Source organism: Kitasatospora cystarginea (genome assembly GCF_039533515.1).
Taxonomy (GTDB): Bacteria; Actinomycetota; Actinomycetes; order Streptomycetales; family Streptomycetaceae; genus Kitasatospora; species Kitasatospora cystarginea.
This window is the reverse complement of sequence record NZ_BAAATR010000076.1, coordinates 1-13,832: the sequence shown is the minus strand read 5'-3', so window position 1 is coordinate 13,832 and position 13,832 is coordinate 1. Positions and strand designations below refer to the sequence as shown.

Sequence of the window (13,832 nt, the reverse complement as noted above, 5' to 3'; positions counted from 1 at the left end):
ACCAGATTCGACAAGCGCGGCTACGTCTACCTCGGCACCGTCACCGCAGCCGCACTCGTCATCTGGCTTCGCTCGTGATCGCCAGGACACTGCCTAGTGGCGGTCATACGCGAAATGGTCGGAGAGGAACTCCCGTTCCGCCGGCGAGAGTTCGAATCCGGTGCTCAACGCGAGCCCGAAGTCCGCGAAGTAGAGCAGCCGGCCATCGGTCAGGATGTTGCGGAAGTGGGCGTCGAAGTGCACCAGCCCACGGGAGCTCATGAACCCGGTGCCACGCGCCAGGGCCTCCTCCGCCCATGTGTACAGCGTGCCGTCCGTGCCCGCCGCCTCGGTGTGGCGGTGGTCGTGCAGCCATGCGCCGAGCGTCTGCGGCACGTGCTCCAGGAAGAGCACCAGGCTGGAGGAGGACCGGCCGATGGCCTCCAGCCGTTCGCGTACGGCCTGCGAAGCCTCCCAGTGTGCGACGGCGCCGTCGATGCCGCCGAACTCGTCCGCGAACCCGTCGGGAGCGGAGTCGGGCAGGACGCGCCAGTGGTACATCAGCGGAAAGCCCTCGTACTCCCTCCCCAGGACCCAGTTGGTGGTCATGGTGTGCACCGCCAGTTCCCGCCAGGCGCCGAACCCCGCCGAGCCCACGCCGCACTGGTAGAACATCGGCAGGTGGAAGAGGTTCGCCGTCGACCGCACGTTCTCCGACCGGGTCTCGACGTCCGTCAGCGGGACCCTCTTCACGAAGACCCGTGTCCCGTCGACGTCCAGTTCCGCCGATCTGCCGCCGATACCCGACCCGAGGGGAGAAGCGGTCGCCACTGCCTCGCCGAGCCGTCGATCGCTCAGCAGGGACAGGCTGGTGGCCACGGTCCCGTAGGCATCGAGCCGCGCGGCGTACGGGCACTCGGACTGACGCATCGACAACTCCTCGGGGCCCGGACCAGGACGTCGTTGAACATGCGGACGGAGTCGACTCTATCCGCCGAGGTCGGCTCCCTTGCCGCGGACCGATGCGGTGCTCACCGCGCGAACGGGTCGCGCCCCGAACCGGCCGCTCGGCACAGCCGGACGTCCGGGCGGCCGGACACCACCCGAGCACCCGAGAAGCCACCGCCCGGCCGAACGGCCGGCAGCGGGCGCGCCGCCCCGCTGTCGGACCCCTGCCCTATGCTCGCTCCGCAGCACACGATCGAGGAAAGTACAAGTCATGGCGCGCATACGGCAGTTGCATGATCCGGCCACCGGCAAGGCCTGGCACACCAGTTGCCAGGGCGACGTGGTCGAGCTCGTTTCCGGTGCACCGGGCCGGGAACGGCGCAGCGCGAAGGCCATGGACGGCGCGGAGGCAGCCGTCGCCCATGCGCAGAAGCAGGAATGGGCACGGCTCAGGAAGGGCTTCGTGCTCAGCGACCCGTCCGCCGCTGCGGGTCAGCCGGTGATGCACCGCTATCTCGGGCGTTCGTACACCGGCGCGATGGTGGCCGAGGCGGTGGAGGGCCGGCTGCTGTGCAACCGGTTCGACGACACCGGTCAGCGCGACCGCCTGCTGCTGGTCGCCCAGGACGGCAGCCTGGCGGACAGCATCAGCCTGCCGCCCAACCGGCTGGCGTGGCAGGCCCGACCAGCGCTCTTGCGAGCATTGGTGGGGCAGTTGGCGTTGCCCCGCTGCCACGCATCAGCCGCACGGTGGCGGATGTTGCGGGAGCCGTTGACATCCGCATGCAGCCGTACACCGAAGGCTCGGCACGCGAACGTGGCCTGGTCCACTCGGTTCTGCTTGTGGGTGTGCCAGCAGGCGGAGCACTGGCGGGAGGTGTGGGCCGGGTTGACGTGCGCGAGAGGCACGCCGGCGTGCTGGGCCTTGTACTTTCGCCGCCCGGTTGCAGGCGCGCAGCGTGGCAGCGAGCGCGTCCGCCTGATACGGCGACGGCTCCAGTTTCACCTGCACCACGATCTTCACGTGACAGATCGTAGTTAATGCGTCACGATTGGGCCAAATCCGCGGCCAAACTTGCGGAGTGATGCTCCGTCGCTCCGCGACGAAGACCGAAGGAGCCGATTCCTCCCGGGGCTGAAGCCCCCGGGCTTCCTCGGCGGAATTAGGTGAGATGCCGGACCACTCCTGATCTTGTACCCGGACCGCTACTGTCAGTGCGGGAGGTATCGCGATGTCAGAACCACGGCCCTGCCCGGCCTGCGCGGGCCAGAGAGGCACCGAGAAGGTGCAGCACACCTACGAACGCGATGAGCAGGGGAACACGGTGGCCCTGGAGAACCGCTACTGGTCGCCGTGCACCACATGCGGAGGAGCCGGGGTGGTGACGGGATGAGGCTCGTCTTCGTCTGCCAGGAGTGCACGATCGCCTATCTGCCGCCCGACGGCCTGCGGTACGGGGACGGCACGGCTGCGAGCAGCGTCTGGTGCTCCGCCTGCCAGGCCGTGATGACCGAGCGGGGCATCGAGGAGCCGGCTGAACTCGCCGCCGTCGCCGTGATCATGGCAGTACGGGCGATGCGGGCGGCGCTTGCAAGTCGCATGGGGAGCGCCGGGACCCACCCCGATCGGCGCCCGTCCCGCCCCGCACGCACCAGCCGGGGCCGCGTCAGACCTGCCGGCGCCCGCACCAGGCTCGGGTAGCGCGACGCGGCCCGGCAGATGCCGGTGTTTCCCGATGAATGCACGGTGCCGCCTTCCCCGATCACGCTCGACGTGCGCAGGCTCGTCCCCGCCGGTCGGGCGTGTGAGCTGTCCGGCAATTCCCCGGCGTCGCCCGGGACTTACCGCTGCTGGCGGACCGCTGGCTGCCGGCTGCCGGCTGCCGGCTGCCGGCTGCCGACGTCATGGTGTCACCACGGGGATGCCGTCCGGCCGGCCTGCGAGCAGCGCGGCCAGGTGGTCGGCGCAGCCGAGGGCGGCTTCGGCCATGGCGCTCCTGGTCATGCCGGCGATGTGCGGGGTGAGCAGGGCGTTGGGGAGACCGAAGAGTGGTGAGGCGAAGGCGGCGTGCTCGTGGACGAAGGTGTCGACGGCGGCGGCTGCCAGCGGATGCGCTGGGGCGCGCAGTGCGTCGGCGAGTGCCTGCTCGTCGACGATCCCGCCTCGGGAGGTGTTCAGCAGGACCGATCCCGGCTTCATCAGCGCCAGTTCCTTCCGGCCGATCAGCCCCCGGGTCTGCGGGGTGAGCGGCAGGTGCACCGACACCACGTCGCTGGCGGCCAGGAGGGCGCCGAGGGATTCGGTCCGGCGCACCGGCGCACCGCTCGGGTGCCGTGAGAAGCCCTGGACGGCCATACCCAGGCCCGTTGCCCGGCCTGCCAGCGCCAGGCCGATCCGTCCCAACCCCACGATTCCCAGGGTCAGTTCCGACAACTCGACCGCGGGAGTGGCCGGTGTGCTCCAGCGGCCCTGGTGCGCGGCCTCGTTGTGCGCCGGCAGGTTCCGGGTCAGGGCGAGCAGCTGGGCCAGGGCGAACTCCGCGACCGCGTTCGCGTTGGAGCCCGGCGTGTGGGTGACGGTGACACCGTGGCGGGCTGCGGCGGCCAGGTCGACGTGGTCGGTGCCCGCCCCGGCCCGGCCGATCACCCGGAGCCGGTTGGACAGTGCGGGATCGGTCGCGGCCGCGAGGAGGCCCGCTCGCAACGGGACGCCCGCACGGGACTTGACCGCGTGGTAGCCGCGTCCGTCCCGGACGATCTCGGCGATCAGGGCCGGCTCGTCGAAGACGTCGAGATCGGTGAAGTCCACCCGGCCCGTCCACGCCACCCGCGCGCTCACCCGGTCGGCCACCCGCCGCAGGTTGAGCGTGACGGCCAACCCGTGCCCCAGCAGGCGCTCCAGCTCACGATCGAGCAGCCGCCCGGGAGCCGCGTCGAGCAGCAGTACCCGCGTCCCCATGGATCCCCCTGTCCCTGACTGCGGACCTTACGGGATCCGGGGCCGGCGGCCAATGGGTGCCAAGCCGTTGCCGGTCCCGTGCCGGGGCACACCCCGCCGGGCTCACGGTCGGCAGCGAAGACTTTTTGACACCGTTTCTCGCGCACGATCTGGCGGCGCTCCGCCCGTGGAGCGCCGCTTACTGATCTTGCTTGGGAATCGGTCGGTTCTTGGTCATCATCACTCGGGATGCTTGACCAATTTTGAAATCTGGTCATACAGTCTTTGTCGTGAGCGATTCTCAACGACTGTCCACCGGCTCGGACGCACGTCGGCTGCGTGCCGAGCGGATCCTCGATGCCGCCACCGAGTTGCTTCAGATGCACGGGTACCGGCGGGTGTCGGTCGACGATGTGGCCCGGCGGGCCGGGGTCGGCAAGGGGACGATCTACCTGCACTGGAAGACGCGCGAGGCGTTGTTCTGGGCGGTGCTGCAGCGCGAGTCCATGCGCTTGTTCGACCGGTTGATCGCGGTTCTGTCCCAGGAGCCTGATTCGGCGCTGCCACATCGGCTGATGCGGGCGATCTTTCTTGGTGTCGTCGACCGGCCCCTGGTGCAGGCACTGCTGCTGTCTGACGCCGAGGTGTTGGGCAACCTCGCCAAGGACGAGACGGTCGCCGGCGCTCAGCGCGAGCTGGCGGGGAATCCCAATTACCTGGAACTTCTGCGCGGGCAGGGACTACTGCACCCAGACCTGGACACCGAGGCGGCCGGTCACGTCCTCGGCAGCATCATGGGCGGTTTCCTGACCAGCGAAGTGCGCGGTGAACACGCCGGGCTTTCGTTGGAGGAGCGCGCTGACCTGCTGTCAGGAGTGCTCCAGCGTGCGCTGGAGGCCGAGGGCCCCAAGCCGCCTGGGGCGGTCGCCGCACTCAACGCCCAGGTCGTCGCGATGTTTACCGCGATCACCGACACCCAGCGCGCCCAACTGCAGCGCGCATACCAGTAGGAGGAACATGTCCATCACACGGACGTCGCCCGGGCGCCGGGCGGCATCCACGGCCCGGGGCCCAGGGGGACGATGGTGGGCGCTGGCCGCGCTCACCATCAGCATCCTGGTGGTCGCCCTGGACAGCAACGTGCTGGTGACCGCCTTACCCACGCTGTCGCTCAAACTCGACGCGTCCACCAGCCAGCTTCAGTGGATCACGGTCGGGTACACACTCGCCTCGGCGGGCCTGCTGCTGCCGGCCGGCAAGCTGGGCGACCGGTTCGGCCGACGCGCCACCTTGCTGATCGGTCTCCTCCTCTTCGGCGCCTCCTCGATCACCGCGAGCCAAGTGACCACTGCTGGCGAGCTCATCGCGACGCGGGTGCTGATGGGGGCCGGCGGAGCGATGATCATGCCGATGGCGCTGGCGGTGCTCCCGGTGCTCTTCCCGGAGCCGGCAGAACGCGGTCGGGCTGTCGCGGTCACCGCCATAGGCACCATGCTCGGGCTGCCGCTGGGCCCGCTGCTCGCCGGGTGGCTGCTCAACCACTTCGCCTGGGGCTCGATCTTCCTCATCAACGGGCCGGTCGTCGTGCTCGGCCTGATCGGTGTCGTCCTGTGGGTGCCCGAGAGCAAGGACCCGTCGGCGTCACGGGTGGACTGGAGCGGCGCGCTGTTGTCGGCGGCCGGCGTGACGGCGCTGGTGTACGGCATGATCGAGCAACCGATACGGGGGTGGGACGCGCCGGTACAAGGCGGACTGATCGGCGGCGGTGCGCTCCTGGCCTGCTTCCTGGTCCGGCAGTTGCGTGCCGACTCACCGCTGATCAACCTTTCGCTGTTCGCCAGTCGCGGCTTCACCTGGGGGTCCGCAGCCTTCGCGGTCACCAGTTTCGCTTTGAGCGGCGCGCAGTTCGTGCTGACGCCCTATCTCCAGGTAGTGCAGGGCAGCGACGCCCAGGGCACCGGGCTGCGGTTGCTCCCCCTGATCGCTGCGATGCTGGTGGGGGCAGCGCTCGGCGAGAAGGTGCTCGCCCCACGCCTGGGGCCGAGGGTCTTGATTCCCCTCGGGATGCTGGTCAGCGCGGCCGGTCTCGGCGTCCTCACCCGTGCCCTAGCCGGGGGCGGGTACGGCCTCGCCGCCCTGGCACTGATCGTTTTCGGTTTCGGGCTCGGCCTCGTCTTGCCGCTGTCGGTGGACACGGTGCTGGCGTCCCTGCCCGCGGAGCAGAGCGGGGTCGGCAACGCCATGTCCCGCACTCTCCAAGGCATCGGTGTCGTCTTCGGCTCCGCGGTACTGGGCAGCGTGTTGAACGGCGGCTACCGCGCACAACTCACCGGCACCCTGCGCACCCTGCCCGACACCGCCACGAGCCCAGCCAGGTCCGGTGTGGCCGGCGCCCATGACGCCGCCCGGCACCTATCCGCAACGGACGGCCGACAGCTCATCCATGCAGCAGACCACGCCTACGTCCACGGCATGACCCAGGCCGCATCCCTGACTGCCGGCCTACTCGCCGTGTGCGCCCTGCTGGTCGTGGCCCTGCTCCCCGGACGCAGGCGGGACCATCGTGATCCACTCGCCCCGTCAGTGACCCCGACCGGCGGTTGATCAACCTGGACGAAAGGGCGGCCGAAACCATTGCAGCTGGTTTCGGCCGCCCCTACCACTGTACGGGCAACGTCGCTTGCCCAAACATGGCTTGGGTCGGTGGATCGGCGGTCGATGGATCGGTGGATCGGCGGGTGGCAGAGCGGTGGGCCGGCGGGTGAAGAATCGGTGGTCCGGCCGGATGGGCCGGTGGTCATGCGGCTGGCACCCGGACATCGTGCGCCGCGGCCGATCGGACGGGCCCGCCGACGCAGTCGTCAACTCCTGGCGTTTCCAGCGGACTTGCCCGGCCGGCGGGGCGGCTCGTACGACTTGGGCGATGGTCGGCCCAGCAACGTGCGGCGGAGCAGGCGGACCGGACCAGCGGCGGTCACGTGTCTGCTAATGGACACCCGGGGCCGCCAGGTCGGGGGTGTTCGCGATGTGGGTCAGCTCCCGCCAGGACAGACCGGGTCCCTGCCCGCGCTCCGGTACCGCCCGGACGTGGTCGATGTACGCGAGGCGTGCGCCTCGGTGCCAGTCGGGGTGGCTGACGTACCACTCCGTCCCCCAGTCGGTGGGGTATTCGCTGTTGGCCACCACCACGCTGTGGCCGTTGCCGAACGGGACCCGGAACTCGATCCCGTCGGCCATCCCCGCTTCCCATGCCGCGTCGGCGTCGGCGACGTCCGCGCCGAACCACTCGGCGACGAGCCTGCGTTCCCCGTCCTCCGTCCGGCACGTCCGCATCAGGTAGGCAGCCCAGAACCCCTGCCGGAGCACCGGTCGTTCCCCGGTCGTCGGCGGGTCCTCGTCAGGTCGGTCGATCAGCACCCGCCAAGAGTGCCAGCGCCGGCCGTCCGGCGACACTCGGCCGAGACTCCCGTTCGATCGACGAGGCTCCTCTTCCACGCGTCAGTTGTGGCCGACGAGTTCGCGTTCGATGTCGTCCAGGTCGTGTGGCGTGTTGATTGCCCGCCACGGGCCGTCCACCGGATAGCCCATCAGCTGACGTGCTTGGATCAGTCGGGGAAGGGTGACCTGCTCGTGGTCGCCCTCGTCGGGCAGCAGCTCCACAACCCGCGGGTCGAAGACGTAGACGCCGCCGTTGACCCGTAGCGGCGGTGGCACACGCGAGTCGAGTGCGGTCACCCTGCCCCGCTCGTCACAGTCGGCGCTGCCCCTGGGCAACCAGGGGCGGGGCAGGGCAACCGTGGCCAGCGCGGCGTGCCGCCGGTGGTGAGCGAACATCCCGGTGAGCGAGAACCGCGTCCAGATGTCCCCGTACACGGCCAGCCACGGCTCGTCGGGCCGCTCCAGGGCGGTGGCCGCCAGCTTGAGTCCCCCGCCCCGCCCCAGGGGCCGTTCCTCGACCACCACGTCCGTACGCAACGGCAGCCGGTGGGAAGTGAGGTAGTCGCTGATCACCTGAGCCAGGTAGCCCGCGGAGACGACGACCTGTTCCACGCCAGACTCGGCGAACCAGTCGAGTTGATGGCGCAGGATGGGTGTGCGGTGCACTTCGACCATCGGCTTCGGCAGGGTCTGCGTCAGTGGCCGCAACCGGCTGCCGAAGCCGCCGGCCAGGACGACCGCCTGACGCACCGCGCCGAGGCCGACATCCCCGAAGTCCACGCCACCCGTGAGTTGCGACACAGCAACTCAGCGTACGCCACGCCCGTCCTCGCCGCTCCGAAATGCTCCGCACGGGCGAGCGGCAGGTTCGCGATCAACCCGAGGGACGTCGGGCCTCGCCTCACTGCGGTGGCTCCGACACCGGCTCCGGCGAGGTCTCCCTGACCCGCTGCCCGGCAGAGCCGCCCATCGAGTGGCGGGATCGGCTGCCCGTCAACCCTGCCCCTGAAGAGGGCGGTTACCGGGCGGCCCTTAGGCTGGGCGGCATGGGATGGGGGAATCGCCCGCGTTGGGCGTGGTGGGTCATGGCGGGGTACGTCGCCGGGTTCCTCGAAGGCACCGGAGCGCATGCGTACGACGTCGTCACGGGCGGCCTACATGCCTACGGCTACGCGCCCCTCGCGCTCCAACTGCTGTTCCACGCCCTGCTCTTGCTGGACCCGTTGGTCGCACTGCTGGTCGTCACCGCCCGCCCCGTCGGCCCGTACCTCGGTGCCGCGGTGATGCTCGCCGACCTCGCCGCGAACTGGTGGCTCCAACGGGACACCGTCCTCCATCACCCGGCCACCTGTCTCCGTCCGGTCGGGCTGCTGCCGATCACGGTCTTCGGGGTGTTCGTCCTCGCCACTGCGCTCCCGTTGCGCCGCGTCCTGGTCGCCGCCGCCCGGTAGGACCTGCCGCCGACCGGCGAGGGTCACCGACCAGCTCCTGGCGGAAAACGGTTCGGCGGCGCCCTCCAGCCGGGTGGCTCGGCTGGAGGGCCGCACGGAATCCCGGAGCGCCGATCAGGCGGAGAGGCGGGCCGCCAGCTCCTTGGCCTTGGCGGCGGCCGCCTCGTGGGCCTGGGCCCGGGAGGCGTCGGCCGCTCCGACCAGGTCGGCCATCGCCGGGACGGTACGCGCCAGGGTCAGCTCGGGCACGATGACGTCGACCACCTCGAGGCCGAGCAGGCCGCTCAGCACCTTCTCGAGGTAGTTGGCCGCGAACTCGAAGCCCTCACGCGGGGTGCCCGGCCCGTAGGCGCCGCCGCGGCTGGCGACCACGGTGACCGGCTTGCCCGCGACGGTGGAGTTCTCGCCGCCGGTGCGGCCCATGATGATCACCTGGTCCAGCCAGGCCTTGAGGCTGGAGGGGATCGTGAAGTTGTACATGGGGGCGCCGATGAGTACCGCGTCCGCCGCCTCCAGCTCCTCGACCAGCTCGGTACGCAGGGCGAGGGCGGCCTTCTGCTCCTCCGTGTGGTCGGCCGGGTCGGTGAAGGCCGCGGTGATGCCGGCGGCGGAGAGGTGCGGCAGCGGCTCGGCCGCGAGATCGCGGTACACGACCTTGCCCTCGGGGTGCTGCTCCTCCCACGCCTTGCGGAAGGTGGCCGTCACCTCGCGCGAGGCGGAGCCGTGGGAGAGGGCGGAGGAGTCGAGGTGCAGCAGGGTGGCCATGGGAAGCTCCGGTGTTTCGAAAGAATCTTACGTAGCTATTAATAACACAGTCACTTACGTTTTTACAGCTCCATACGGCGACTACCCTGGAGTACATGCCGAACCACAGCGAGCAGGCCTGCAGAAAAGTCGACGAAGGCGTGACCCGCGTCTTCCAGCTCTTCGGCAAGCGCTGGACGGGCCTGATCGTCGCCACACTGCTCCCGGGCCCCGCGCACTTCGCCGATCTGCGGCGGGCCATCCCGGGCATCAGCGAACGCATGCTGTCGGACCGGCTCACCGAACTCGGCACGGCGGGCCTGGTCCTGCGGGAGGTGGACGCCGGACCGCCGCTGCGGGTCTCCTACCGGCTGACCGAATCGGGGAAGGCTCTGGAGCCCGCCCTGGTGGAGCTGGGGCGCTGGGCGGCCGAGCATCTGAACGGCGGCGGAGCCTGCGGGCGCGAGGCATGAGCCGCGTCCACGAAACTGCGGTCACCGGCCGGGCAGACGCGGCCGGGCGGACCCGCTCGGGCGCGGCCCTGCGCTGAAGGCGGCCCGCTCCGGTGCGCGCGGGTGACGCCCGAAGGCACGCCGAGCGGGATCCAACCCTACGGATGGCTCGCGTCTAGCCTCGCTGGCGAGAGTTCGCTGACGAAGGGCGGAATCGGTGGACGGCTTCCGAGAGCGCCGACGTGCGACCGCCTGGCTGCTGCGAGACCCGGGCGCTGGCGACTCGGGGGATTCCGCCCGGGATCCGGCGGTCGGGGCCGCCACCAGGCATGCCGTGCTGGCCGCGATCGGTGATCCCGGCTCCCCGGTGGCTGGGGCGGCAACGCTGTACCGCTACGTCTCCGGCATCGATCAGCAGGCGCGCCCGCTCGATGCTCAGGAGCTGCAGGAGCTGGGCGACCCGATGGCCACGGTCTTCTTCCAGCAGAACAAGTACCCGATGACGGTCCAGGATCTCCTCGCCGGCCTTCCGCAGCCGACGGCCGCGGCGCCCCAGTCCGTCCACCTGATCAGCGAGGCCGGGCAGATCCCTCCCGGGGTCGACCTGCCGCGTGACCTGCGGTTCGCCATCACCCGCGCCGTTCAGGGCCGGGAGGTGGACCTGCTGATCAGCACCGGAGCCGACAGCGACCCCGCGACGACGTTCCTTCAGGTCGCCGCCTGGGACCAGGCCGCCGGGGTCTTCAACTACTACATGCGGATCAGTCCGGCCTGGGTCTGGGCGGGCAACTCGTGGTCGGCCCTGGCCTCCGGCTCCCGTGGGAACGGGTGCTTCGACAGCCACATCAACGGCAGTGTGGTGATGAAGGAGTTGAAGCTGCCCTGGATCAACTGGCAGTCCCAGGCCGCGACGATCCAGCTCGCCCCGGACGACCCGCTCCGCGGCAACCCGCTGTACCAGCAGGTCATCGGCGGGGAGAGTCTCGAACTCACCGTCCGCTCGCTGATCAGCCGCTGGACGACCGCGCGCCTGGCCGCCGTCACCCGAGACGGCAGCGTGGCGCAGCCCGACCACCTGATGCGCCATCTGTTCACCAGCACCACGGTGAACCTGGCCAGTTCGGCGACCCAGAGTTCGGTCATCACGACGTCCGGCGGAGACCTGGCACTGCCGGCGGGTTTCTGGTTGAACAAGGACGCCCTGCTGGACGACCTCGCCCTCCCCGTGGGTTCCGCCCTGCCCATGGCGCCCGCCGCCCTCTACGTCGCCGGCCTGTCCGCCTTCGGATTCCACCTGGAGGAGAAGGCGAGCGGGTTCTCCCAGCCCGGCGACACCTTCTTCGCCTTCGTGGTGCCGGAGGCCGCCTACGAGGACAACGACGTGGTGCGGCAGCTGGTGCGGCAGGGCGTCATCACCGCCAAGTTCGCAGCCTGCGCGCTCATGCTCGACTTCACCAACCCGGTGTTCAGCCCGGCCCGAGCACAGCTGATGGCCCATGTGCCCAGCACGCCGACCGCCGTCACGGCCCTGCAGGACCAGATCGTCCAGGCGATCTCCCAAGCCGCCGCGAACCTGCCCGGTCACAGCCCCGAGCGCCGGTTCGCGGCCGACTGGGCGCTGTCCGACGACAGCTGGCCCGCGGTCTTCGCCCAGCGCATCGACGACTACCTGGGCCGGGTCGCGAAGCTGATCAGCACCTCGGCCGGCTTCGACGACTACGTGCGGCTGGCCGAGTCCCGCCGCCGCGACTTCAGGGCGATGCGGCTCAACGAGTTCGAACTCACCCTGCCGGTCACCAACATCCCCCCGAATGCGCCCGGTCTCCAGATGCTCGAGGACGGCACCGTCGCCCCCAGGCCGTCCCGGCCGTCCCCCGCCCCGGGCGGAACTCCGCCCTCCGGTCCCCCTTCAGGGAAGGATCCCTCTTGAACACCATCAACTCCTACGGCCCGCCCGGAAACCTCGACGATCTCGACGACACCGGGCTGAAGGCCTGGAGCATGTTCATCGGCGACAGTGTCGACCAGGCGATCAAGGGGCCCGATCCCTCGCAAGTCCTCAACGACAGCCCCCGCAGCCAGTTCTACGACCTCACCAAGACGGACACCGCCGCCGACGCCCAGCAGGCCACGGTCACCTGGACGGCCTTCCCCCGCCGGATCAAGGTCCACTCGCTCAGCGACATCCAGCGGTGGCAGCGCGCCGACGCCAGCCGGGACGTCCAGGACGAGTACTGCGAGTGGAGCGTCACCCGCGATCCCGCCTCGGGGAAGATCACCAAGGTGATGTTCACCTGCGAGGGCCCGGAGTACTGGAACCTCCTCGCACAGTCCGACCCGGCCAAGGTCCTCCAGCTCTACCAGACCCACATCAGCCCCGACGTGAAGCACGGCGACCTCTTCGGCGCCACCGGCACCTACCAGCCGCGCAACCAGTGGAACGACTCCACGAGCCACGGCGCCATGCACCTGATCCAGGCCAACAACACCCTCGGCGCCGAGATCGAACTCGCCGCCGCGGCCACCATCGTGCGGAACATCGACGGCACGGAGCTGACCACCGACCAGGACCTCATCCAGTGCAGCCGGTACGGAGAGCCGGAACGCAACAGCGACCCGCACATCGGCGGGGCGGTGAACGCCCTCGCCCGCCAGAAGGCCGACATCGCCCTCGCCGACCCGGTCGGCCTCTACTTCGACGACCTGAAGACCGACGGCTGGGCCACCCCGGACGGCTCCGACCCCAAGAGCTACTGGACCCGCCGGCGCGGCGACGAGTCCCACCCGGTCCGGTTCGTCTACGAGGTGCCCCAGGACAAGGGCTTCACCGTGGGCGACATCACCATCAACGGCACGCCCATCCAGTACGGTGCGCAGATCGCCGACTACATCACCATCAGACTGAGCGCGGTCGCCTGCCGCTTCGGCCAGAGCACCACCCCGCCGAAGACCGCGTGCCTCCAAGTGCCCACCGCCCCGGCCGGAGCGGCCGAGGCCGCCAGACACATCAGCTCGCTCCCCGCCCACGGCTACCACGCCGCCCCGCACCCCACCTCCCGCACCCGCCGCCGCTGACCGTCTCGTCCAGGGCAGTTGCTCGCACGCTCGGGTGGCCCGGCCGTCCGAGGTCTCTCCTCCCGGCCGGTGTCCCCCGCCCGACCCACGGGCCGGGTGCACCGCCGCCGTCACCTTCGACGCGTGGGGCTGCGCACCGGCCAGCGCGCCAGAACCGGCGCGTCACTCCCGCCTTTCGACGACCTCCGTCAGGCGTCGCCGTGCGGGATGGCCTGCAGGCGGTCCAGATCCGTCTGGGACAGCCGCAGCGCACCGGCGGCGATGTTCTCCGCCAGGTGGTCCGGCTTGGAGGTGCCCGGGATCGCGAGCACATGCGGCCCACGGTGCAACGTCCAGGCCAATCGGACCTGCGCGGGTGTCGCACCGTGTGCGCGGGCGATCTCCACGACGGCCTCGTCGTGGGTGTCACCGGCGGCTGCCTCGCGCTGGTGGCCCGAGATCGCGAAGAACGGCACGAACGCGATGCCCTGCTCACGGCAGCTGTCCAGCAGGCCGTTGACGTCCGCCAGTCGCTTGTCGAGGCCGTACCAGTTCTGCACGCAGACCACGGGTGCGATGGCCTGGGCCTCCGCCAGGTGTTCGGGCGTGACGCTGGAGAGGCCCAGATGGCGGATGAGCCCCGCGTCACGCAGCTCGGCCAACGCACCGAAGTGCTCTGCGATCGAAGTGATCCCGTTCCTGCGCAGGTTGACGACGTCCAGGTGGTCCCGTCCTAGCCCCGTACTTCGCAGGTCACCGTTTCAGGTCTGTGGCCAGCGGGTTCGGGTGACTTCGATGCCGAGGAGTTCGAGGAGGTGGAGTTGGACG

Annotated in this window: 12 protein-coding genes and 2 pseudogenes; 8 read left to right on the top strand and 6 right to left on the bottom strand. The window is 70.2% G+C overall.

Going from position 1 to position 13,832, the window contains the following annotated elements:
- Window positions 1–99 precede the first annotated feature (99 nt).
- Window positions 100–909 (bottom strand): annotated as a pseudogene (locus ABD369_RS38505) (protein kinase family protein); the annotation flags it as partial.
- A gap of 289 nt (window positions 910–1,198) precedes the next feature.
- On the opposite strand from ABD369_RS38505, the gene ABD369_RS41440 reads away from it, so the two are divergent.
- Window positions 1,199–1,969, top strand: coding sequence for a hypothetical protein (locus tag ABD369_RS41440; RefSeq protein WP_425557875.1), 771 nt, complete (start codon window positions 1,199–1,201; stop codon window positions 1,967–1,969).
- Between the two features lie 348 nt (window positions 1,970–2,317).
- On the top strand, window positions 2,318–2,629 hold the full coding sequence (locus ABD369_RS38495; protein ID WP_344641303.1) for a hypothetical protein: 312 nt from the start codon (window positions 2,318–2,320) through the stop codon (window positions 2,627–2,629).
- Window positions 2,630–2,830: 201 nt separating this feature from the next.
- Here the strand turns inward: ABD369_RS38495 and ABD369_RS38490 are convergent, their stop codons facing one another.
- Window positions 2,831–3,886: an NAD(P)-dependent oxidoreductase gene (locus tag ABD369_RS38490; RefSeq protein WP_344641302.1), complete on the bottom strand. Its 1,056-nt coding sequence runs from the start codon at window positions 3,884–3,886 to the stop codon at window positions 2,831–2,833.
- Window positions 3,887–4,155: 269 nt separating this feature from the next.
- Here ABD369_RS38490 and ABD369_RS38485 point away from each other — a divergent pair, with 269 nt between their 5' ends.
- Together ABD369_RS38485 and ABD369_RS38480 are read left to right on the top strand one after the other, a co-directional pair.
- The gene (locus tag ABD369_RS38485; protein ID WP_344641301.1) at window positions 4,156–4,875 is read left to right on the top strand and encodes a TetR/AcrR family transcriptional regulator; all 720 of its coding nucleotides are present in this window, start codon (window positions 4,156–4,158) and stop codon (window positions 4,873–4,875) included.
- A 7-nt stretch (window positions 4,876–4,882) separates the two neighbouring features.
- Window positions 4,883–6,469 carry an MFS transporter gene (locus ABD369_RS38480; protein ID WP_344641300.1) on the top strand — a complete coding sequence of 529 codons (1,587 nt, stop codon included), beginning with the start codon at window positions 4,883–4,885 and terminating at the stop codon, window positions 6,467–6,469.
- A gap of 381 nt (window positions 6,470–6,850) precedes the next feature.
- Here ABD369_RS38480 and ABD369_RS38475 read toward each other — a convergent pair whose 3' ends face one another.
- Both ABD369_RS38475 and ABD369_RS38470 read right to left on the bottom strand, forming a co-directional pair.
- Window positions 6,851–7,282: a hypothetical protein gene (locus tag ABD369_RS38475; RefSeq protein WP_344641299.1), complete on the bottom strand. Its 432-nt coding sequence runs from the start codon at window positions 7,280–7,282 to the stop codon at window positions 6,851–6,853.
- An 81-nt stretch (window positions 7,283–7,363) separates the two neighbouring features.
- Window positions 7,364–8,104 carry a nucleotidyltransferase family protein gene (locus tag ABD369_RS38470; protein WP_344641298.1) on the bottom strand — a complete coding sequence of 247 codons (741 nt, stop codon included), beginning with the start codon at window positions 8,102–8,104 and terminating at the stop codon, window positions 7,364–7,366.
- Between the two features lie 245 nt (window positions 8,105–8,349).
- Between ABD369_RS38470 and ABD369_RS38465 the strand changes: the two genes are divergently transcribed.
- Window positions 8,350–8,754, top strand: coding sequence for a hypothetical protein (locus tag ABD369_RS38465; RefSeq protein ID WP_344641297.1), 405 nt, complete (start codon window positions 8,350–8,352; stop codon window positions 8,752–8,754).
- 114 nt (window positions 8,755–8,868) lie between these two features.
- Here the strand turns inward: ABD369_RS38465 and ABD369_RS38460 are convergent, their stop codons facing one another.
- Window positions 8,869–9,519: an FMN-dependent NADH-azoreductase gene (locus ABD369_RS38460; protein WP_344641296.1), complete on the bottom strand. Its 651-nt coding sequence runs from the start codon at window positions 9,517–9,519 to the stop codon at window positions 8,869–8,871.
- A gap of 95 nt (window positions 9,520–9,614) precedes the next feature.
- Between ABD369_RS38460 and ABD369_RS38455 the strand changes: the two genes are divergently transcribed.
- The 3 genes from ABD369_RS38455 to ABD369_RS38445 all read left to right on the top strand — a co-directional run bounded on the left by ABD369_RS38455 (window position 9,615) and on the right by ABD369_RS38445 (window position 13,025).
- The gene (locus tag ABD369_RS38455) at window positions 9,615–9,971 is read left to right on the top strand and encodes a winged helix-turn-helix transcriptional regulator (protein WP_344641295.1); all 357 of its coding nucleotides are present in this window, start codon (window positions 9,615–9,617) and stop codon (window positions 9,969–9,971) included.
- Window positions 9,972–10,167: 196 nt separating this feature from the next.
- On the top strand, window positions 10,168–11,880 hold the full coding sequence (locus ABD369_RS38450; protein ID WP_344641294.1) for a hypothetical protein: 1,713 nt from the start codon (window positions 10,168–10,170) through the stop codon (window positions 11,878–11,880).
- Window positions 11,877–13,025, top strand: a complete 1,149-nt coding sequence (locus tag ABD369_RS38445; protein ID WP_344641293.1) for a hypothetical protein — start codon at window positions 11,877–11,879, stop codon at window positions 13,023–13,025. Before ABD369_RS38450 ends, ABD369_RS38445 begins: the two co-directional genes overlap by 4 nt.
- A gap of 188 nt (window positions 13,026–13,213) precedes the next feature.
- Here the strand turns inward: ABD369_RS38445 and ABD369_RS38440 are convergent.
- A pseudogene (locus ABD369_RS38440) lies at window positions 13,214–13,741 on the bottom strand (aldo/keto reductase); the annotation flags it as partial.
- Window positions 13,742–13,832 lie beyond the last annotated feature (91 nt).

Bases quoted from the DNA above. Each gene is read 5' to 3' on its own strand.
- ABD369_RS41440 (WP_425557875.1), top strand. From the start codon at position 1,199: ATGGCGCGCATACGGCAGTTGCATGATCCGGCCACCGGCAAGGCCTGG.
- ABD369_RS38495 (WP_344641303.1), top strand. From the start codon at position 2,318: ATGAGGCTCGTCTTCGTCTGCCAGGAGTGCACGATCGCCTATCTGCCG.
- ABD369_RS38490 (WP_344641302.1), bottom strand. From the start codon at position 3,886: ATGGGGACGCGGGTACTGCTGCTCGACGCGGCTCCCGGGCGGCTGCTC.
- ABD369_RS38480 (WP_344641300.1), top strand. From the start codon at position 4,883: ATGTCCATCACACGGACGTCGCCCGGGCGCCGGGCGGCATCCACGGCC.
- ABD369_RS38465 (WP_344641297.1), top strand. From the start codon at position 8,350: ATGGGATGGGGGAATCGCCCGCGTTGGGCGTGGTGGGTCATGGCGGGG.
- ABD369_RS38460 (WP_344641296.1), bottom strand. From the start codon at position 9,519: ATGGCCACCCTGCTGCACCTCGACTCCTCCGCCCTCTCCCACGGCTCC.
- ABD369_RS38455 (WP_344641295.1), top strand. From the start codon at position 9,615: ATGCCGAACCACAGCGAGCAGGCCTGCAGAAAAGTCGACGAAGGCGTG.